We start from the raw sequence: 19,628 nt of genomic DNA, 5'->3' as shown, positions 1-19,628 counted from the left end.
CCGCCCGCGCCCATCTGGGCGGGGTCGCGGGCAGCACCGTACTTCCTCATCCCTGCGCCATCGCCGGTACGGCCTCCGCGGGCCTGTCCCCGTCCCGCCCCGAGCGGGACCGGCGCAGGGAGAACAGGCTGACCGGCACCCCGACCAGCACGATGAGCGCCGCGATCACCAGGGTCGTCCGGTAGGCGTCGAGGAAGGCCGTCAGCGGGCCCGCGCCGTCCGCGAGGAACGCCGTCTGCCTGCCGTTCAGGATGGCCCCGAGGATCGTGACGCCGAGCAGGCCGAAGACCTCCCGGGAGACGTTCAGCACGCCCGCGGCGATTCCGGCGCGGTCCGCGGGGAGCATGCCCAGAACGACCGTGGTGACCGGGACGAGCAGGCCGCCGCCGAGGCCGTACAGCAGGAACCACGGCAGCAGGTCGCCGAAGGTGCCTCCCTCGCCGACGAAGGAGATCCCGAAGACCGCCCCGGCCATCACGAGGAGTCCGGCCGCCACGGTCGGCGCGGTGCCGATCAGCTGGCTGATCCGGGCGGACAGGGCGGCGGACACCGCCATCACCAGGGCCATCGGCACGAAGGAGGCCCCGGCCTCAAGGGGGGAGAAACCCAGCGCGTTCTGCAGGTAGAGCGCGGTGAAGAAGTAGATCCCGAACACGCCGAACGCCCACAGCCCGATCGAGAGCATGCCGCCGCTGACCACCCGTGACCTGAACACCGACAGGTCGATCATCGGCTCCCGGCTCCGGCGCTCGATGACGACGAACGCGATCGCGAAGGCGACGGCCAGCCCGAACGCGCCGAGGATCTCCGGTGAGGTCCAACCGGCCCGGCCGCCCTCGATGAGTCCGTAGGTCAGGGCGAACATCGCCAGGCTCGACGTGGCCAGGCCGGGGATGTCCAGGCTGTGCCGTACGCGGCCGTCGGGGGTGTCCCTGATCGCCCAGAGGGTCAGGCCGACGGTCACCAGCCCGACGGGCACGTTGATCAGGTAGATCCAGCCCCACCGCCAGTTCTCACTGATGAAACCGCCGGTCAACGGCCCGAGGGCCAGGGCGAGCGCGCCGACGGAGCTCCACAGGCCGATGGCGGTCGCACGTTCCCTGGCGTCGGGGAAGACCGACCTGATCAGGGCGAGCGCGGTCGGGGTCAGCAGGGCGGCGCCGACGCCCTGGGCCGCCCTGGCGGCGATCAGGAGGCCGCCGGTGGTGGCCAGTCCGGCGGCGAGGGAGGCCAGGGTGAAGACGCTCAGCCCGAGCACGAAGATCCTTCGTCGGCCGAGGATGTCGGCCAGCCGCCCTCCGGCCAGCATCAGTCCGGCGAACACCAGGATGTAGCTGCTGACGATCCACTCAAGTCCGGACAGGCTCAGCCCGAGGTCCCGCTGGATCGTCGGCAGCGCGACGTTCACCACGTTGTTGTCGAGGTAGGTCATGAACGTCCCGAGCGAGATCGCCCCCAACGCCCACCACCGGCGGTCAGTCGTCACGTCAACTCCTATACGGCGTACTTATACGTTGTACATGTACATCGCATAGTTGAGCTTGTACGGCGTATAGTTGTCAACCGTGATGGGAAAACTGACCCGGGACGCCGTCATCGACCAGGCGCTGCGCATCGGTGACGCCGAAGGGCTCCAGGCGGTCACGATCAGGCGGCTCGCCCAGGACCTGGGTGTCACTCCCATGGCCCTGTACTGGCATTTCAAGAACAAGGAGCAGCTGACCGTCGGCATGGGCGACCACCTGATGCGCGGCTTCGCGACCCAGGAGGACGCCACGGGACCGTGGAACGAGCGGCTGCGCGGCCTCGTCGCGGACCTGGTCGGCATCCTGCGACGGCACACGTGCGCCGCCTCCGTGCTGGAGGAGGTGGACCAGATGGAGGTGCCGAGCTTCCTGCGGGTGTGGGACACCGCGCTCGGCCTGATCAACCAGGCCGGGTTCACCTACGAGGAGAGCTGCCTGGTCGCCAGATACCTCCTGAAGGGCGCGATCGCCCTCGCCGGAGGGGAGGCGCGCGACCGGCGCCGTCCGTCGGACCACGAGGCGGCCGAGGCCAAGCGGATCAAACGGCTCAGCCTGCAGTCGCTGCCCCGCGAGTCCTACCCGCACCTCGTGGAGATGGCCACCCCGCTCGTCGACGGCTGTTCGGCCGAGGTCTACGACACCTTCGGGGTCGACCTGCTGATCGGCGGCGTCGAGGTCATGGCGGCCCGCCGTGCGGCACGCCCGTTGTGAGATGCCTCCGCACCCCTGACCTGGCGTTCGGTACGGCGAAGCGGGAGTGATGCGAAAACGTGATGATTAGCGTGACAACGAATGGAACGGTCTAAGCGTGTCCTAAATGACCCCTTCCAACACACCAGTAACTGGTGTAGCAGAGAGGAAGCCCTGTGGCTTTCAAGGTGCCGGGCGCCCGCACGCTTAGTGTCGTGGCCGTCGGAGTGCTGGCCGGAACCATGCTCACCGTGGGCGGCAGCGCCGTCGCAGCGACGGCCGGTTCCGAGATTCACGCCTGTGTGAACAAGAAGACGCGTTACGCGCGCATCGTGAACCCGTCCGCCGTGTGCAGGCCCACCGAGATCCGAGTGACCTGGGGTGACGGCAACAACGTCAGCCAGGGCATCGCCAGCTCCGGCCCTCGTGGCGCGCAGGGCGCCCCGGGCAAGGACGGCGCCCAGGGCCCGGCCGGTCCGCAGGGCCCCAAGGGCGAGCAGGGCCTGCCGGGCAAGCAGGGCCCGGCGGGTCCGCAGGGCCCCAAGGGTGCTGAGGGTCCGCAGGGTGCTCCCGGCAAGGATGGCAAGGACGGCGCGGACGGCAAGCCCGGTGCCCAGGGCCCCAAGGGAGATCAGGGTCCGGCAGGCCCTCAGGGCAAGCAGGGTCCGCAGGGCCCGGCCGGTGAGGACGGCAAGCCCGGTGCCAAGGGTGAGAAGGGTGACCAGGGTCCTCAGGGCCCCGCGGGCCCGCAGGGTCCCCAGGGCCAGAAGGGCGAGAAGGGTGAGCCCGGTTCCGGCGGCGCCGGTACCCTGAACACCTACACCGCCCAGTTCAGCTTCGGCGGTGGCGGCTATGGCAGCAATTCCAAGACCGTGACCTGCGACTCGGGCAAGGCCACCGGCGGCGGCTACAGCCTCGGGAGCGGAAGCGGCTCGGCCCAGATCTACGCGAGCGCTCCCAACGCCGGCAGCGGCGCCCCGACCGGCTGGACCGTGTCCGGCAAGAACGCCAGCGGCACCATCTATGTGATCTGCCTCTCCTGATCCAGGAGAGCTCGACGGGAAGGGCTCCGCGTAGCGGATGGCCCTTCCTCGGCCCCCGCCGTACGAATGGCAGGGCCAGGTGGGTCGCGTGAGGACGGAGTCGGGACACCCGGCCTCACGCGACCCACGGACAGAAGGGGCGCGACCCGCGCCCCACGCAGGACCAGGAAGGCTCCTCCCCGGCCGCACTCCGGGAGGGGCCTTTCTCGTTCCCGCCTTGGACGGCTCCCGCCTTGGACGGCTCCCGCCTTGGACGGCTCCCACGCCTGGAACTCTCATGCCTGGAAAGGCTCCACGCTCAGAAACCTCCACGCCTGGACCTTCACGCCGGAAAGCCCCGCGCCTGGAAACCCCCGCGCCTGGAAACCCCCGTGTCCGGAAACGCTCCGCGCTCGGCAGGCCTCGGCTCCCGGTAGGCCCACGCTCGCGAGTACCCCCGTGCCTCGCGTGTCATCGGTCGCGGTCGCGGGGGCCGCTCCGCCCGGCCATCCGCCAGATGATCACCATGCCCACCGCGAGGACGACCAGGGCGACGGCCACGATGATCCCCTTGACGATGAAGTCGTGCAGCAGGTGGTCGAGCAGTTCCGAGCCCCCGTCTCCGCTCACCGGTCGTCCCTTCCGTACCGCTCGTCCCCGAAGCGCCGACTGCCCTCGGAGGGCCGGTCATCCCGAAGGCGTTGGTCGTCCTCGAAGGGCCGGTCGTTCCTGGGGCGTTGCCCGTCATCCAGGTACCGGGCCGCGAACCGGACCGCCTCACCGGCGAGCCGTCCACGGGAACCTCCCCGCCCGGGCCGTGCGGTGGCACGGGTTTCGAGGTAGCCGGCGGCGGCCTCGGCGTATCGGCGGACCTGGGCACCCCTGCCCCGGCGCTTGAGCGTGACGGCGACGCCGAACGCGATCAGGGCGACCACCACGAGCCCTCCCACGATCAGGCCGAATCTGACGAGCATCAGGGTCAGCACCGTTTGCACGGCTCCTCCTTCGATTTATCACAGGTGTGATAAATCGAAGGTATCACAGGTGTGATAAAAAGAGGTGTGCCCAAGCAGGTCGATCCGGTCGCCCGTCGTGCCGACGTCGTGGACGCGCTGTTCAGAGTCGTCTTCAGGGACGGTCTGCAGGCGGCCTCCCTGCGCGCGGTCGCGGACGAGGCCGGGCTGAACATCGGCTCCCTGCGGCACTACTTCGCCAACCAGCAGGAGCTGATGGGCTTCGCCATGCGGTCCATGCTCGACCGGGTCGAGGGACGGCTGCTGCGCCGCATCGACGAGGTGGGGGACCTGGAGGCTCTTACCGGAGAGCAGCGGCGCCGGCTCTCCCTGAACCTGTTCGCCGAACTGCTGCCCCTCGACGAGGCCCGCCGCGCCGAGGCCGCGGTCTTCGTCGACTTCGTCACCGCGGCCAGGACCCACCCCGCGATCGACGCCGATCTCGCCCGTGAGGCCGCGGCGGGGATGCGGGCCCTCGTCCGGCGCGTTCTCCGGCGCGCGATCGACACCGGGACCCTGCGGCCCGGCCTGGACCTCGACATCGAGATCGAGCGGCTGAGCTCCCTGCTCGACGGCCTCAGCCTGAACACCGTCCTGTATCCCGACCTGCTCTCGCCCGAGATCTGCCTCGACGTTCTGCGGGCACACCTGGACAGCCTCGCCTGACGGTGGCCGACAGGGGAGCCGATTGTCTCTCCCCGGACACGAGGAGCGAGGTTACAGTCACGGTGAGTACGTCATGCCGGGAGCCCCGCGAGAAGGGAAACCTCCATGGGAAAGCACGAGGGCAAGCCCGTCGAGGAGAAGGACTTCGTACCGTCGCTGACCAGGCAGCAGGCAGAGACCCGGACCAGACCGGGCAGGCACGAGAGGCCGGAGCCGGAGCAGGAGCGGTGACCGGCACGGCGGGTCCCCGGCCACGGGGGCGCGGGGGACCGTGAGAAACGCCGTCGGGGGGCACGGCCCGCGAGCCGTACCCCCCGACGGGGATGGATCAGCCGAAGATGGCCGGGAGGGTCGAGGTGTGGGTCTCCCGCAGCTCGGTGGCCGGGATCTCCAGGACGTTCTCCACGACCAGCGCGTCACCGCCGGTGAGGCCCAGGCACTGACAGGGCACGTCGTTGGCGGCGCACAGCTCGGCGAAGGCCTCGAACGACTCCGGGGCGACCGTCACCAGCGCGCGGGCCGACGACTCGCTGAACAGGGCGACGAAGGCGTCGTCGTCCGGCAGGGTGACCGTCGCGCCGACCCCCTGGGCGAGGACCGACTCGGCCAGGGCGATCGCAAGACCGCCGTCGGACAGGTCGTGGGAGCCGGTCAGCAGGCCGCGTGAGGCGGCCTCGGTGAGGACCAGGGCGAGGGCGCGCTCGGCCTCCAGGTCGGCCTTCGGCGGCAGGCCGCCCAGGTGACCGTGGACCACGTGCGCCCACTCGGAGCCGCCGAACTCCTCCTCGGTCTCGCCGAGCAGCAGAACCTTCTGGCCGGGGGCGGTGAAGCCGCTGCGGACCCGGTTCGCCACGTCGTCGATCACACCGAGCACGCCGACGACCGGGGTCGGGTGGATCGCGGTGGAGCCCGTCTGGTTGTAGAAGGAGACGTTTCCGCCGGTCACTGGCACTCCGAGGGCCTTGCAGGCGTCGGCGAGACCCCGGGTGGCCTCGGCGAACTGCCACATGACCTCGGGGTCCTCGGGGGAGCCGAAGTTGAGGCAGTTGGTCACCGCGAGCGGGGTCGCCCCGGTCACCGCGACGTTGCGATAGGCCTCGGCCAGCGCGAGCTGCGCGCCCGCGTACGGGTCGAGCCTGGCGTAGCGGCCGTTGCCGTCCGTGGCGAGCGCGATGCCCCTGGTCGTCTCCTCGGCGCCGGGCATGACCTCGCTGATGCGCAGCACCCCGGCGTCGGCGGGCTGGGCCAGCACGGTGTTGCCCCGGACGTAGCGGTCGTACTGGGAGGTGACCCACTCCTTCGAGGCCAGGTTCGGCGAGCCGAGCAGCCGCAGCAGCGCGGCGCGCAGGTCCTCGGAGCGGGCCAGGCGGGAGGGGACGTCGGCGTTCAGGGCGGCCTGCCCGGCGGGCTCGTGGAAGGGCCGCTCGTAGACGGGGCCCTCGTCGGCCGCGGTGCCCGGCGGGATGTCCACGATGGTCTCGCCGTGCCAGGTCATCACCAGGCGTCCGCCGTCGGTGACCTCGCCGATCACGGTCGCCGGGATGTCCCACTTGGCGCAGATCGCCATGAAGGCATCGATGTCGTCGGGGGTGACGACCGCCATCATGCGTTCCTGCGACTCGCTCATCAGGATCTCCTCGGGCCGCAGCGACGGATCGCGCAGCGGGACGAGGTCCAGCCTGACGTCCATGCCGCCGGTGCCCTTGGCCGCGAGCTCGGTGGTCGCGCACGAGACACCGGCCGCGCCGAGGTCCTGGATGCCCACGACGACGTCCGCCTGGTACAGCTCAAGGCAGCACTCGATCAGGAGCTTCTCCATGAACGGGTCGCCGACCTGGACGCTGGGGCGCTTGGCCTGCGACTCGTCCTCGAAGGTGGCCGAGGCCAGGACGGAGGCGCCGCCGATGCCGTCGGGGCCGGTCAGCGCGCCGAAGAGCACGACCTTGTTGCCCGGCCCGGGAGCGGTGGCCAGCTTGATCTGGTCCTTGCGGAGCAGGCCGACGCACAGCGCGTTGACCAGCGGGTTGCCGATGTAGCAGGGGTCGAAGACGACCTCGCCGCCGATGTTGGGCAGCCCGAGGCAGTTGCCGTAGTGGCTGATGCCCTCGACCACGCCGGGCAGCACCCGCCGCGTGTCGTGGGCGTCGGCGCCGCCGAAGCGCAGGGCGTCCATGACCGCGATCGGCCTGGCGCCCATCGACATGATGTCGCGCACGATGCCGCCGACACCGGTCGCCGCGCCCTGGTGCGGTTCGACGTAGGACGGGTGGTTGTGCGACTCGATCTTGAAGGTGGCCGCCCAGCCGTCGCCGACGTCCACGACGCCGGCGTTCTCCCCCATACCGACCAGCAGGGCCTCCGACTTGGGGGCCTTGGTGCCGAACTGGCGCAGGTGCACCTTGGAGGACTTGTAGGAGCAGTGCTCGCTCCACATGACGCTGTAGATGGCCAGCTCGGAGCTGGTCGGCCTGCGGCCGAGGATCTCGCGGACCCGGTCGTACTCGTCGAGCTTCATGCCCAGCTCGGCGTACGGCTGCCGCTCGTCGGGGGTGTCCTGGGCCCGCTTGACGGTGTCCAGAACCGCCTCGGGGCGCGGGGTCTCGTGCTCGCTCACAGGTTCACCAGCTTCTTCAGGATGGAGGTGAAGAAGCCCCGGCCGTCGGTGCTCGGGGCTCCGGTGAGGTCTTCGACCGCGTGCTCGGGGTGCGGCATGAGGCCGACGACGTTGCCCGCCTCGTTCCTGATGCCCGCGATGTCGTTCAGCGAGCCGTTCGGATTGCCCCCGACATAGCGGAAGACGACCTGCCCGTTGGCCTCAAGGGCACCGAGGGTCTCCTGGTCGGCCACGTAACGGCCCTCGCCGTGCTTGATCGGCAGCACGATCTCCTGGCCCTCGGCGAAGTCGGAGGTCCAGGGGGTCGCGGTGCTCTCGACCCTGATGCCCTGGTCACGGCAGATGTAGTGCAGCCCCGCGTTGCGCATCAGCGCGCCGGGCAGCAGGTGGGCCTCGCAGAGGATCTGGAAGCCGTTGCAGGTGCCCAGAACAGGAAGCCCGGCCCTGGCCGCCGGGATCAGCTCCTCCATCAGGGGCGCGAACCTGGAGATGGCTCCGCACCGGAGGTAGTCCCCGTAGGAGAACCCACCGGGCAGGAAGACCGCGTCCACTCCCTTGAGATCAGGGTCGGCGTGCCACAGCGGAACGGCCTCGCCGCCCGCGTGACGTACGGCACGCGCCGCGTCCTGATCGTCAAGAGTCCCGGGAAAAGTGACGACGCCCACGCGGGCAGCACTCATGACAGCGTTCCCCTCCACAAACGAGCGCCGCGCCGGCGTCTCTCACGGTGGACAGCGGTCTGCGGCGGTGCGCCCAGGCTATCCGTTCCCGACAAGCGGGTCACACGCGCAGGTCGCCGGGCCGTACGGCATGGCCTTCTCAGTCATGTGACCTGGTGAAACTGTGGGGTCTCTCACACCGCGGCGAGGACGCGGTCCTCGCGGGGCAGCCCGACGCGCACGCGGTTGTCACACATGAGCCCCTCGCGCACGAGGCCCTCGCACGCGAGGCTCTCGCGCAGCAGGAGGGCGTCGTCGTCCCAGTCGAGGTGCTTGCGCAGGTGCACGGTCGTGCCCCGGCCCGGCGTGACGCCGAAGGAGATCTCGTCGACCACGGCCTGCATGATCAGGATGCCCCGGCCGTTCTCCGTGTCGCCCGGAGGGTAGTGCTCGGGGAGCCGGGCCAGGCCCTGCCCCCTGTCGATGATCTGGACGTCACAACGGCCGTAGCCGATCGCGACCTCGACCTCGTAGCGGTTGGCGGGGCCCCCGTGGCGTACGGCATTGGCACACGCCTCGGTGACCGCGAGCAGGATGTCGGACACGCAGCTTTCGGTGACGCCGAGTGAGCGAAGCGAGTCGCCAAGGGCTCTGCGGACCATCGGTATGCCGACGGCCTCTCTCGGCAGAGCCAGCGAGAACTCGATATCCACCGGACCCCCTTCCCGGGCCAGACGTCACCCTGTCAAGGTTTCCCCGCGGAATCCGGGCTAACCGCAAAATAACCTTAATGTTATTTAGTGTTGGTCAAGCTGTGGGATTACGGCAGGTCCAGAAAGTGATCTACCTGGGCGTAAGGGATCTACCCCTGAGATAAGGGGCGTTCCGGGATCTGTGTGGATCTTCGCCGTGTAGGCCACAGTCCAGGGTCACTGCTTCGACGCCCGATGACAGCCACCCCGAACCCACGACGCCAAAAGGTACGGGTTACCGGCGCCGTGTGCGAGGAGTTTCGGCTTGGGCGCGTCGGTGTCTGGACCGAGGAACGCAGGAGCGAAGCGACGGAGAGACGAGGGAAGGCACCGACCCGAAGCGCCCAAGCCCGCGCCGCCGCCAGGCGGCGCAAAGAACCCGGCTTGGGCGCGCCGACGCTTGGACTGAGGAGCGAAGGAGCGAAGCGGATGAGCGACGAGGGAAAGCGTTGGCTCGAAGCGCCCAAGCCCGCGACGCCGCCAGGCGGAGCAAAGAGCCTACGCCTCGGCGGTGACCGTGTAGTCCTCGATGACGGTGTTGGCCAGCAGGGTCTCGGCCATCTTCCTGACCTCGGCCAGGGCGGCCTCGTCGGCGGGGCCGTCGATCTCGACCTCGAACCGCTTGCCCTGCCGTACCGCGGAGACGCCGGAGAAGCCGAGCCGCGGCAGCGCGCGGGCGATGGCCTGGCCCTGCGCGTCGAGAATCTCGGGCTTCAGCATGACGTCGACGATGACGCGCGCCACGGTGTTCCTCCTGGTCGCTGCGGGGACGGTTAGGCGCCTCAAGAGTAACGGGCTCCGCCGGACGTTTGGTCCCGGGGCCCGGGTGGCCGCGGGACGGGCACGTTCCACACGACGAACCGGTCCGTGCGCCGAGGGAGCGGTCCATGCGAGGGTGAGAGGGGTGATCCGGCGGGAACAAGGGGCGAGATGGATGTCGGGGCAGGTCTTGCGCACAGGTATGTGACCTCTGCCACGATGTCCACAAACGCATACGAACCACCACCAGTCGGATCGGATGCGCTGCTAACCGGCCGGACAGCGGTGGTGAACCCACCTCCCAAGGCCCTGAGCACACAGGAGTGGCACGTGACAGCCGAGGCCCCTCGTGGTGCGCAAGCACCTGCGGAGCTCGTCCAGTTGCTGACCCCGGAGGGGGAACGGGTCGAGCATCCCGACTACGACATCGACCTGACCCCGGAGGAGATCCGCGGTCTCTACCGGGACCTGGTCCTGGTGCGCCGCGTCGACCTGGAAGCGGTCGCCCTGCAGCGCCAGGGCGAACTCGGCCTGTGGGCCTCCCTGCTCGGCCAGGAGGCCGCGCAGATCGGCTCCGGACGGGCGCTCGCCGCGACGGACATGGTCTTCCCCACCTACCGTGAGCACGGCGTCGCCTGGTGCCGGGGGGTCGACCCGGTCAACCTCCTGGGCATGTTCCGCGGGGTCAACCACGGCGGCTGGGACCCGGCTGAGCACAACTTCCACCTCTACACGATCGTCATCGGCAGCCAGACCCTGCACGCCGTCGGCTACGCCATGGGTGTGCAGCGCGACGGCGCGGAGAACGCGACGCTGGTCTACTTCGGCGACGGCGCCACCTCCCAGGGCGACGTGAACGAGTCGTTCATCTGGGCGTCGGTCTTCAACGCCCCCGTGGTCTTCTTCTGCCAGAACAACCAGTGGGCCATCTCGGAGCCGCTGGAGAAGCAGACCCGCATCCCGCTGTACCGCAGGGCCAGCGGCTTCGGCTTCCCCGGTGTCCGGGTGGACGGCAACGACGTCTTCGCCTGCCTGGCGGTCACCCGCAAGGCCCTGGCCGACGTGCGTTCCGGCCAGGGACCCACCCTCATCGAGGCCTTCACCTACCGGATGGGCGCCCACACCACCTCCGACGACCCGACCCGCTACCGCGTGGCCAGCGAGCTTGAGGCGTGGAAGCTCAAGGACCCGATCGAGCGGGTCCGCGCCTACATGTTCAAGAACGAGATCGCCGACCAGGAATTCTTCGACGCGATCGACGCCGAGGCCGACGAGCTGGGCAAGGACGTCCGCAGGCGTTGTCTGGCCCTGCCGGACCCCGAGCCACTGGCGATCTTCGACCACGTGTACGCGGAGCCGCACCGGCTGATGGAGGAGGAGCGCGCGGAGTTCGCCGCCTACCTGGAGGGGTTCGAGGGATGACGAGTCTCACGCTGGCCAAGGCCCTCAACGAGGGCATGCGCAAGGCCATGGAGGACGACCCCAAGGTTCTGATCATGGGTGAGGACGTCGGCAAGCTCGGCGGTGTCTTCCGCGTCACGGACGGCCTGCAGAAGGACTTCGGCGAGCAGCGGGTCATCGACACCCCGCTGGCCGAGTCCGGCATCATCGGCACGGCGATCGGACTCGCGCTCAGGGGCTACCGCCCGGTCTGCGAGATCCAGTTCGACGGTTTCGTCTTCCCGGCGGCCGACCAGATCATCACCCAGCTCGCCAAGATGCCGCTGCGCTCGCTGGGCAAGCTGAAGCTGCCCGTCGTGGTGCGCATCCCCTGTGGCGGCGGCATCGGCGCGGTCGAGCACCACAGCGAGTCGCCGGAGGCCTACTTCACCCACACCGGTGGCCTGCGGGTCGTGGCCTGCTCCAACCCCGTCGACGGCTACACCATGATCCAGCAGGCGATCAGGAGCGACGACCCGGTCGTCTTCTTCGAGCCCAAGCGGCGCTACTGGGAGAAGGCCGAGGTGGACACCGCCTCCTCCGCCGCCGACTGGACCCCCTTCGACCAGGCCAGGATCGTACGGCAGGGCGGCGACGTGACGCTGCTGGCCTACGGCCCGATGGTGAAGACCTGCCTTGAGGTCGCGACGGCGGCCGAGGAGGACGGCAGGTCCGTCGAGGTGGTCGACCTGCGCTCGCTCAACCCGCTCGACGTGGACCGGGTCGTGGAGTCGGTGCGCCGTACCGGGCGGTGCGTCGTGGTCCACGAGGCGCCCGTCTACAACGGGTTCGGCGCCGAGATCGCCGCCAGGGTCACCGAGAGGTGCTTCTACAACCTGGAGGCCCCGGTGCTGCGCGTCGGCGGGCCCTCGACCCCCTACCCGCCCTCAAGGCTGGAGGACCACTACCTCCCGGATCTGGACCGGGTCCTCGAAGCCGTCGACCGCGTGTTCGCGTTCTAGAGGGGAGACGACGTGAAGGAGTTCAAGCTCCCCGACGTGGGGGAGGGCCTGCTTGAGGCCGAGATCGTCCGCTGGCACGTCAAGCCCGGCGATCCGGTCAAGGTCAACCAGATCATCGTGGAGATCGAGACGGCCAAGGCCATCGTCGAGCTGCCCTCGCCGTACGAGGGGGTGATCGCCGCGCTGCTGGCCGAGGAGGGGCAGACCGTCGACGTCGGCAAGCCGATCATCACCGTCGACGACGGCTCGGGTCCTCCGGAGACACCGGCCGGGACCCCCGCCGAGGACATGGTCCCCACGATCCCCAAGCCGGAGCGGCAGCCCGTGCTGGTCGGCTACGGCGTCAAGCCGGGTACGGCCAAGCGCAGGCCCCGCAAGTCCGCCGCTCCGGCGGCCACCGCCCCGGCTCCCGCTCCGGCGGCCGTCGAGGCTCCGGCTCCGGCGGCTCCGGTACGGCAGGCTGAGCCCGCTGCCGCGCCCGCTGGGCCTGCCGCGCCCGCCGGGTCCGGTGCCGCGCGGGGCGCGGTGCTGGCCAAGCCCCCGGTGCGCAAGCTCGCCAAGGACCTCGGTGTCGACCTGGGCACGCTCACCGGGACGGGCCCGAACGGGAGCATCACCCGGGAGGACGTCCACGCCGCGGTCGCCGCGCCCGGGCGTGGCGCGACGGCCGTGGCGCAGGGACCCGACGAGGAGCGCATCCCCATCAAGGGAGTGCGCAGGGCGACCGCGCAGGCCATGGTGTCCTCGGCGTTCACCGCGCCGCACGTCACCGAGTTCCTCCAGGTGGACGTGACCGGGACGATGGAGGCCGTCAGGCGGCTGCGGCTGCTCGACGACTTCGCCGAGGTCAAGGTCTCGCCGCTGCTGCTGGTGGCCAAGGCGATGCTGGTCGCGGCCCGTCGCTACCCGATGGTCAACTCCTCCTGGGACGAGGCGAACCAGGAGATCGTGGTCAAGCACCGGGTGAACCTGGGCATCGCCGCGGCGACCCCGCGCGGCCTGATCGTGCCCAACGTCAAGGACGCCCACGCGCTGTCGCTGCCCGACCTCGCCCGCGCCCTGGGGGCGCTGGTCGAGACCGCGCGGGCGGGCCGTACCCAGCCCGCCGACATGTCGGGCGGCACGATCACGATCACGAACGTGGGCGTGTTCGGGGTGGACGCCGGGACCCCGATCCTCAACCCGGGCGAGTCGGCGATCCTGGCCTTCGGGCAGATCAGGGACCTGCCCTGGGTGGTCGACGGGCAGATCGTGCCCAGGAAGGTGTGCACGCTCGCGCTGTCGTTCGACCACCGGATCGTGGACGGCGAACTGGGCTCGCTCTTCCTGCGCGACGTGGGCGCCATGCTGGAGGACCCGCTGCGCATGCTCGCCTGGGGCTGAGCCCCCGCACCGGCCCGACGGGCCCGTCCCCTCACGGGGGCGGGCCCGTCCCCTTTTACCCGGCGTTTGCGGCGCCGCCGTTTCCGTGGCCTTTCCCGGGGCGTTTCGATTGACACGTGAAGCCCGCGGACCGGTCCGTGGCGACCGGGCTCCCGTGCGGGTCGATGACCTTTCTGTGAACCCGGTGTTCCGCTTCTCCCTGATTTCGGGGAAGGGGCTTTGCCGTACGGCGTGCTCCGTGGGGCCGTTTTGACCTGTGGTGATGTTCCCCTTGGGGTGGCCGGTGGCGCGTCCGAGGATGTCATGACATATCCGGTTAAAACGTTATCCATTCATCGGGGATTTAGTGGTTAATGCATATATCGGTGCTAGTGTCGTGATTTGGAGATTCGCGAAAGGTTCCACCAGAAGGGAAAGCAAATGAGACTCGAAAAGCTCTTCCCGGCCGGCGGTGCCCCGCTCGCGTGGGGCGGCTGCCGACGCCGTCGCTGCGGATGCGGTGGCCGGGGCTGGCGCCGTGGTGGCTGGGGCTGGGGCGGCTGGTGGTGGTAGTTCCCTCAGCGACGAACCGGCGGGTAACCCGCCGGTTCTCCTTTTCCACCCCCGCACGTCCTCCGGACGACCCCCCACCGGCCCCTTTCGTCTCCATCAGGGAGGCCTTCGGGCGGTTCTGGCCGCACACCCGGGGGGTCCGCAGGCTGTTCGTGGCCGGGGTGCTGCTGGCGATCGTGGCGGCCCTCTGTGAGATCGGGGCGATCCGGCTCTTCGGCCGCATCACCGACGAGGTCCTCGCGGGACAGAACCTGGACGCCTTCTGGGAGCCCGCCTTCGTCTGGCTCGGCCTGATGGTCGTCGCCGGGCTGGCCTCCTTCCTCGGTTCCTACGCCACCGCCGTCGGCGGCGAGCGCTTCCTGCTGCGCCTGCGGGACCGGGTGTTCGCGCACATGCAGACCCTGACCCCCGACTTCTTCGACCGGCGCAGGCTCGGCGACCTGATGGCCAGGCTCACCGACGACGTCGAGGCCATCGAGGAACTGGTCGGCTCCGGTGTGGTCAGGATTCTCACGACGACCGTCAGCGTGTTCTTCTTCGCCGGGGCCGCCCTGCTGACCCGCTGGGACCTGGCGCTGGTGACGTTCGCGATGGTCCCGGCGTTCCTGGTCGTCTCCAAACTCTTCGCCTCGCGCCTCAGGACGGCCGCCGCGCGTGAGCGGCTCAGCAACGGCGTCATGAACGGCGTCATCGAGGAGGGCCTGGCCAACCAGGCGCTGGTGCAGGCCTTCAACCGGCAGGGCACCGAGGCGCGGCGGCTGCACACCCAGGGGCGCGCCTGGATGAGGGCCAACGTGACCCAGGCCAGGCTCTCCGCGCTGTACGGGCCGGTCGTCCAGATCATCGAGACCGTCTGCCTGCTCGTCGTCATCGGGGTCGGCGCGTGGGAGATCACGGCGGGCCGCCTCACGATCGGCGGGCTGCTCGCCTTCGCGGCCTACCTCGCCTACCTCTACCCGGCGGTCCAGGGGCTCGGGCAACTCGCGCTGACCGTCTCCCAGGCGGCGGCGGGCTCCGACCGGGTGATCGAGATCCTGCGGATCCGGCCCCGGGTCACCGATTCCGCCGGGGCCGTACCGCCCGCCGCGCCGCCACGGGGACGGATCGACTTCGCCGACGTCGGCTTCACCTATCCGGGCAGGTCGACTCCCACGCTGCGGCACCTGACCTTCCACGCGGAACCGGGCGAACTGGTCGTGTGCGTCGGCCCGAGCGGCGCGGGCAAGTCGACCGTGGCCAAACTCCTGCTGCGCTTCCACGACCCGGCCGAGGGGCGTGTCCTGCTCGACGGCGTGGACATCAGGGACATTCCTCGTACGGCGCTGCGTGAGGCCGTGACCGTTCTGCAGCAGGAGAACCTGCTCTTCTCCGGCACCGTACGCGACAACATCGCCTACGGCCGTCCCGGCTGCGGGATGGACGAGATCGTCAGGGCCGCCGTCATGGCCGGGGCGCACGAGTTCGTCGAGCGGCTCCCGGCGAGGTACGACACCCAGGTCGGGCAGCGAGGCAGGCTGCTGTCCGGTGGCCAGCGCCAGCGCCTGGCCATCGCCAGGGCGATCCTGCGTGACGCCCCGGTGCTCGTCCTCGACGAGCCGATGACCGGCCTGGACCCGGAGACCGCCGCCCGGGTCATGGAGCCGCTCGGCCGTCTCATGGCGGGCCGTACGACCATCCTGCTCACCCATGACCTGCGGTTCGTCCCGGGGACGGCCCGCACGGTCGTGCTCGGTGCCGCTCCGGGGCGGACGCGGACCAGGTTCGGTCGTACGGCATGGCGAACCCGCCCCCGGATGGGGACGGGTCCACTCAGGGGCTGACCGGTCCTCTCATTCCCGAATTCCGGCGAGGCCGAGGGAAGTCACCGATTCACGCGAGGCGTTTCCCGATGGGTTTCCCTAAGCCGGAACGGGATGAAACGCGACCGCCGTCACCATCCCCAGTCGTCGTCCCATCCCCAGTTGCTCCACCGCCAGCCGCCGCGCCAGCCGCAGCCGCCTCGCCAGCCACAGCGACTCCGCCACCCGCAGCCGCACCGGCAGCAGCGCCGCCGGCAGCAGCCCGCGGTGAGGAATCCGGCCGAGACGGACGTCTGGACGGCCGGGACCGCCGCTGTGGGCGTGGTCGTGGCCTCCGCCGGGCCGGCGATGAGGACTCCGGCAAGGAGCCCCGCGCCCATGGTGCTCGCGAAGAGCGAGGCAGCAGTCTTCGATCCCATGCGATCCTCCGGTTTCACGGGAAGACGATTTCGCCTTCCTGGGCTCGAACACCCCAAACATCGCAGGAGACGCACCTACCACGACACCGCAAAGCACTTATAGTTTGGCAAAGGCGCACAGATCTGTATAAATAATAAATAAATGGCATATATCGGAGCATTTCGGGCGAGGGGGAGTCGCCGCGCCGAATACCGCGGGACGCCCCGCGCTCGTCCCGCGTAAAGGGCGGCCGTACGCTTACTGGGCATCCGACCGAAGGGGAGATCATGTTCCGTCATGTCGTGCTGTTCACCTGGGCCGAGGGGACGACCGAGGAGCAGAAGGCGACGGTCAAGACCGAGCTTCGCAGGCTGACGGAGATCATCCCGGAGATCCGCGCCTACACGCTGGGGGCCGACGCGGGTGTGAACCCCGGCAACCACGAGTTCGCCATCGTCGCGGACTTCGACAACGCCGACGACTTCCTGGTCTACCGGGACCACCCGGAGCACCAGGCGGTGATCGCCAAGCACATCAAGCCCATCGTGGCCTCCCGCGCCGCCGTACAGTTCACGATCTGACCCACGCGCGTTTGTCGGCCGAGGTCGGGCCCCAGGAGCCGAGCCACACCGGCACTCCGAGGGCCTCCTCGACCGCCCCCGGCCAGTCGTCGACACCGTCCACGTAGTGGGGACGGGCCCGCAGCAGCCGTTCCGTTAGCCTCGCCTGCCCGTCGAGGTCGCCCGCCGTACCCACGGGTGGCTCGCCGATGTCGTAGGAGACGCACATCCGCGAGACCGGCACGTCCAGGTGGGTGAGCGCGAGCGCGTCCGCCCCGCCGGTGACCGCCAGCGCGTAGCGGTGCGCGACCGTGTCGAAGTGCCCGACCCTGAACGGCCCCTGCCACGGCCCCGTCCCGTTGTGCCGCTCGGGCACCCGCAGCGTCCGGTCCTCGGTGACCAGGGGCCCGGGACCGTGCCTGGGCGTGTGGGAACGCAGCACCCCGAGCCGTACGGCACCCGCCCCGCCGAGCAGTTCGAGGGCGTTCGCGAAGGTCGTCGTGCTCCAGGTCGTGTACGGGTGGAAGCCGTGCCACTCGTCGAGCAGCACGCCCTGGGCCCCCTCGAAGACGACCGGTCCCTCGCGCAGCAGGGCCGCGAGCCGCGCGGGGCCGGTGAGGGTCACCCGCTCGGCGAACGCCCGGTAGGCCGCGACGCAGTCCTCGACCGGGGGAAGCTCCGTCGCCACCGGCCCGGCCACCCACCAGGTCTCCTCGACCTCCCGGCGCAGCGCGCGCAGCTTGCGGGCCAGCCGTACCGGGGCGGCGCAGTCACCCACGGTCGGCGCGAGGCCCGGATGCGCCAGGGCGTAGGAGACGGTCTCCCCGACGCCCATCCCGCACGACCCGTGCCGGTCCTCGCCGCGCGCCAGCTCCCTGGCCCGCCCGGCCGCCACGTGGTACGGCGTCGCGAGCAGGGCGTCCCGGTCCACGGTGAGCAGCCCGAACGGGTCGGGCACCCCGAGGCGGGCCAGGTTCGCCGCCTCGGAGGCCAGGGCGAGCGGGTCCACGATCGTGAAGCGTGAAAGGTGGGTCGGCACGCCCCGGAACGTCCCCGCCCCGAACTGGGCGAAGGTGTGGTGCCGCCCGTCGGGCAGGACGACGTTGTGCGCCGCCTGCCCGCCACCGTTGAAGCGGACGACCGCCCGCACCGGCTCCTGTGAGCAGAGCCAGTCCACGACGGTCCCCTTGCCCGCGTCGCCGTACCCGAGGTCGGCGACGATCACGTGTTCGCGCACGCCCGTACCCCTCACAGCCGGATCACGCCGCTGGCGCCCGGCTCCTCGGGCACCGCGAGCGTCCGCCGGTCGAGACGGGCCAGCGCCCTGCCCACGGCCTGGCCGGCCTCCGAGCCCATCTCGTCGAGGTCGTCCAGCCCCTCGTCCAGGTCGATGGCGTCCTCGCCGAGGCCGACGGTGAGCGCGATGGTCTCGCAGACCGCGTCCAGGTCGTCCAGTTCGAGGACGTTCTGACCGAGCAGGTCGCGCCAGGCGGCCAGCACCTGGCCGTCCCCGGCGTAGCTCGCCCCGGCGGGCAGGATGTAGTAGACGTGGTAGGCCCTGGTCAGCTCGGCGACGATGTCCTTCGTCGTGATGTCCCGCAGCGGGGAGTCGCCGATCACCTGGCGGACCTGACGGCGGCTGACCTTCGGGTAGGGCAGTTCGTCGCCGATGATGAACAGGTAGCCCTTGCGCCCTCGCCTCTCGAAGCAGTCGATCGAGGTGTGCCTGGCCATGAAGTACATCGCCAGCTCGTAGGACTCGGTCTTCTGGCCGCCGCCCCCGCCTTCGAGCAGGATCTTGCCGAGGTCCTCGTCCATCCGGTTGTCGGACTCGAACTGGCCGATCTGGAGCGGGGCGCGGTCGCAGGTCGCGTCGCCGATCGCGCCGAAGAGGATCTGCGGGTCGGTGGCGTAGCCCTTGCGCATCAGCAGGCCCAGCAGGTCGGGCAGCTTGGTCTGGAGCGTACGGGGGACCCCGCCCATCGAGCCGGTCACGTCGAACAGGACGGCGATGGCGAGGCTGTCGGGGTGCTCGTCGGAGTCACGGCTCTCGCGGGCGGCGACGCCGTACGGGTCGAGGTCCTCGTGCGTGGCGCGCGCGCCGCTGTCGCTGTAGGCGAAGGCGCTGGTGCCCTTGGCGGCGCGGTAGCTCGCGGCGGCGGAGTAGACGTCGGTCGACCAGATTCCGCTTCCCATGTGGGTCCCCTTGGTTGTTCTCAGGTTGAGTTAATCTCATTATGAGAATAACAATGGGCCGCGTCAACCCGCGAGGTCCGTCACGGGAGGGTCAGCGTCTGAGGCCGTCGAGGATGACGGTGGTGAGGTGGTCGTCCGCGCGGGCGCCGGGGCGGCAGACGGCCACGTTGAGCAGGCCGACGACCTCGCCGGGCGGGATGTCGCCGCGCAGTGTCCCCTCCTCCTGGGCGCCCCTGGCCAGCCGTTCGAGCAGGGCGTTGAGGTCGCGTTCGAGCCGCGCCAGCTCGGGGTTGGCGGTCGTCTCGGGCGACAGGGCCTTGATCAGCGCCAGGGGGAGCCCGGCGCAGTGCTCGACGACCAGGCGCAGGGACTGCCAGCACGGCCTGTCGCCGGTCATGCCCTCGGCGGTCACGGTCTCGCCGAAGGTCATGAGACGGCGCAGCGCGTCAAGGGCGATGTCCTCGACCAGGGCCTGCCGGTCGGGGAAGTGGCGGTAGAGGGTGCCGACCCCCAGTCCCGCCGCGCGGGCGATCTCCTCCATCGAGACGGCGGCGCCGCGTTCGGCGAACAGGCCGAGCGCGGTCGTGACGATGAGTTCGCGGTTGCGTCGCGCGTCGGCTCGCACGGCCCGTCCTT

At 70.2% G+C, this 19,628-nt stretch carries 20 protein-coding genes; 9 read left to right on the top strand and 11 right to left on the bottom strand.

Features of this window, described 5'->3' with window-relative positions:
* Positions 1–46: 46 nt before the first annotated feature.
* Complete coding sequence (locus tag ABT340_RS35290) at positions 47–1,486, bottom strand: MFS transporter (protein ID WP_352015245.1); 1,440 nt, start codon at positions 1,484–1,486, stop codon at positions 47–49.
* 82 nt (positions 1,487–1,568) lie between these two features.
* Between ABT340_RS35290 and ABT340_RS35285 the strand changes: the two genes are divergently transcribed.
* Both ABT340_RS35285 and ABT340_RS35280 read left to right on the top strand, forming a co-directional pair.
* Positions 1,569–2,237, top strand: coding sequence for a TetR family transcriptional regulator (locus ABT340_RS35285; protein ID WP_352015372.1), 669 nt, complete (start codon positions 1,569–1,571; stop codon positions 2,235–2,237).
* Positions 2,238–2,392: 155 nt separating this feature from the next.
* Positions 2,393–3,259, top strand: coding sequence for a collagen-like domain-containing protein (locus tag ABT340_RS35280; protein WP_352015244.1), 867 nt, complete (start codon positions 2,393–2,395; stop codon positions 3,257–3,259).
* A gap of 450 nt (positions 3,260–3,709) precedes the next feature.
* Here ABT340_RS35280 and ABT340_RS35275 read toward each other — a convergent pair whose 3' ends face one another.
* Positions 3,710–3,868, bottom strand: coding sequence for a hypothetical protein (locus ABT340_RS35275; protein ID WP_352015243.1), 159 nt, complete (start codon positions 3,866–3,868; stop codon positions 3,710–3,712).
* Positions 3,865–4,233: a hypothetical protein gene (locus tag ABT340_RS35270; RefSeq protein WP_352015242.1), complete on the bottom strand. Its 369-nt coding sequence runs from the start codon at positions 4,231–4,233 to the stop codon at positions 3,865–3,867. Before ABT340_RS35270 ends, ABT340_RS35275 begins: the two co-directional genes overlap by 4 nt.
* A gap of 66 nt (positions 4,234–4,299) precedes the next feature.
* On the opposite strand from ABT340_RS35270, the gene ABT340_RS35265 reads away from it, so the two are divergent.
* Positions 4,300–4,917, top strand: a complete 618-nt coding sequence (locus ABT340_RS35265) for a TetR family transcriptional regulator C-terminal domain-containing protein (RefSeq protein WP_352015241.1) — start codon at positions 4,300–4,302, stop codon at positions 4,915–4,917.
* Between the two features lie 105 nt (positions 4,918–5,022).
* The gene (locus ABT340_RS35260; RefSeq protein ID WP_352015240.1) at positions 5,023–5,148 is read left to right on the top strand and encodes a hypothetical protein; all 126 of its coding nucleotides are present in this window, start codon (positions 5,023–5,025) and stop codon (positions 5,146–5,148) included.
* A 97-nt stretch (positions 5,149–5,245) separates the two neighbouring features.
* Here ABT340_RS35260 and purL read toward each other — a convergent pair whose 3' ends face one another.
* The 4 genes from purL to purS all read right to left on the bottom strand — a co-directional run bounded on the left by purL (position 5,246) and on the right by purS (position 9,686).
* Positions 5,246–7,531, bottom strand: coding sequence for a phosphoribosylformylglycinamidine synthase subunit PurL (gene purL / locus ABT340_RS35255; protein WP_502992571.1), 2,286 nt, complete (start codon positions 7,529–7,531; stop codon positions 5,246–5,248).
* A complete protein-coding gene (gene purQ / locus ABT340_RS35250; protein ID WP_352015239.1) occupies positions 7,528–8,211 on the bottom strand; it encodes a phosphoribosylformylglycinamidine synthase subunit PurQ in 684 nt (227 codons plus the stop codon). Before purQ ends, purL begins: the two co-directional genes overlap by 4 nt.
* Positions 8,212–8,384: 173 nt before the next feature.
* The gene (locus ABT340_RS35245; protein WP_352015238.1) at positions 8,385–8,903 is read right to left on the bottom strand and encodes an ATP-binding protein; all 519 of its coding nucleotides are present in this window, start codon (positions 8,901–8,903) and stop codon (positions 8,385–8,387) included.
* Between the two features lie 537 nt (positions 8,904–9,440).
* Positions 9,441–9,686: a phosphoribosylformylglycinamidine synthase subunit PurS gene (gene purS, locus ABT340_RS35240; protein ID WP_352015237.1), complete on the bottom strand. Its 246-nt coding sequence runs from the start codon at positions 9,684–9,686 to the stop codon at positions 9,441–9,443.
* Between the two features lie 345 nt (positions 9,687–10,031).
* On the opposite strand from purS, the gene pdhA reads away from it, so the two are divergent.
* From pdhA to ABT340_RS35220, 4 genes are all read left to right on the top strand, one after another.
* A complete protein-coding gene (gene pdhA, locus ABT340_RS35235) occupies positions 10,032–11,123 on the top strand; it encodes a pyruvate dehydrogenase (acetyl-transferring) E1 component subunit alpha (protein ID WP_352015236.1) in 1,092 nt (363 codons plus the stop codon).
* Positions 11,120–12,103, top strand: coding sequence for an alpha-ketoacid dehydrogenase subunit beta (locus tag ABT340_RS35230; RefSeq protein ID WP_352015235.1), 984 nt, complete (start codon positions 11,120–11,122; stop codon positions 12,101–12,103). Before pdhA ends, ABT340_RS35230 begins: the two co-directional genes overlap by 4 nt.
* A gap of 12 nt (positions 12,104–12,115) precedes the next feature.
* Entirely contained in the window at positions 12,116–13,486 is a 1,371-nt protein-coding gene (locus ABT340_RS35225; RefSeq protein WP_352015234.1) for a dihydrolipoamide acetyltransferase family protein, read from the top strand.
* 464 nt (positions 13,487–13,950) lie between these two features.
* The gene (locus ABT340_RS35220; protein WP_352015233.1) at positions 13,951–15,858 is read left to right on the top strand and encodes an ABC transporter ATP-binding protein; all 1,908 of its coding nucleotides are present in this window, start codon (positions 13,951–13,953) and stop codon (positions 15,856–15,858) included.
* 110 nt (positions 15,859–15,968) lie between these two features.
* Here ABT340_RS35220 and ABT340_RS35215 read toward each other — a convergent pair whose 3' ends face one another.
* Positions 15,969–16,256: a hypothetical protein gene (locus tag ABT340_RS35215; protein WP_352015232.1), complete on the bottom strand. Its 288-nt coding sequence runs from the start codon at positions 16,254–16,256 to the stop codon at positions 15,969–15,971.
* Positions 16,257–16,523: 267 nt separating this feature from the next.
* Between ABT340_RS35215 and ABT340_RS35210 the strand changes: the two genes are divergently transcribed.
* On the top strand, positions 16,524–16,817 hold the full coding sequence (locus tag ABT340_RS35210) for a Dabb family protein (RefSeq protein WP_352015231.1): 294 nt from the start codon (positions 16,524–16,526) through the stop codon (positions 16,815–16,817).
* On the opposite strand, the gene ABT340_RS35205 is transcribed toward ABT340_RS35210, so the two are convergent.
* The 3 genes from ABT340_RS35205 to ABT340_RS35195 form a co-directional block, all read right to left on the bottom strand.
* Positions 16,807–18,033, bottom strand: a complete 1,227-nt coding sequence (locus tag ABT340_RS35205; RefSeq protein ID WP_352015230.1) for an adenylosuccinate synthetase — start codon at positions 18,031–18,033, stop codon at positions 16,807–16,809. The genes ABT340_RS35210 and ABT340_RS35205 overlap by 11 nt on opposite strands.
* Before the next feature lie 11 nt (positions 18,034–18,044).
* A complete protein-coding gene (locus ABT340_RS35200; RefSeq protein WP_352015229.1) occupies positions 18,045–18,992 on the bottom strand; it encodes a hypothetical protein in 948 nt (315 codons plus the stop codon).
* A 91-nt stretch (positions 18,993–19,083) separates the two neighbouring features.
* Positions 19,084–19,617: a TetR/AcrR family transcriptional regulator gene (locus tag ABT340_RS35195; RefSeq protein ID WP_352015228.1), complete on the bottom strand. Its 534-nt coding sequence runs from the start codon at positions 19,615–19,617 to the stop codon at positions 19,084–19,086.
* Positions 19,618–19,628: the final 11 nt, after the last annotated feature.

Source organism: Streptosporangium sp. NPDC000239 (assembly GCF_040300765.1).
Taxonomy (GTDB): Bacteria; Actinomycetota; Actinomycetes; order Streptosporangiales; family Streptosporangiaceae; genus Streptosporangium.
Note: the sequence above shows the minus strand (reverse complement) of the source record. Positions and strands in the feature narration are given on the sequence as shown.

What these genes read in the sequence shown, in the direction of transcription:
- ABT340_RS35210 (WP_352015231.1), top strand. Translation starts at nt 16,524, where the DNA reads ATGTTCCGTCATGTCGTGCTGTTCACCTGGGCCGAGGGGACGACCGAG.
- ABT340_RS35215 (WP_352015232.1), bottom strand. Translation starts at nt 16,256, where the DNA reads ATGGGATCGAAGACTGCTGCCTCGCTCTTCGCGAGCACCATGGGCGCG.
- purQ (WP_352015239.1), bottom strand. Translation starts at nt 8,211, where the DNA reads ATGAGTGCTGCCCGCGTGGGCGTCGTCACTTTTCCCGGGACTCTTGAC.
- ABT340_RS35230 (WP_352015235.1), top strand. Translation starts at nt 11,120, where the DNA reads ATGACGAGTCTCACGCTGGCCAAGGCCCTCAACGAGGGCATGCGCAAG.
- ABT340_RS35200 (WP_352015229.1), bottom strand. Translation starts at nt 18,992, where the DNA reads ATGGGAAGCGGAATCTGGTCGACCGACGTCTACTCCGCCGCCGCGAGC.
- ABT340_RS35260 (WP_352015240.1), top strand. Translation starts at nt 5,023, where the DNA reads ATGGGAAAGCACGAGGGCAAGCCCGTCGAGGAGAAGGACTTCGTACCG.
- ABT340_RS35285 (WP_352015372.1), top strand. Translation starts at nt 1,569, where the DNA reads ATGGGAAAACTGACCCGGGACGCCGTCATCGACCAGGCGCTGCGCATC.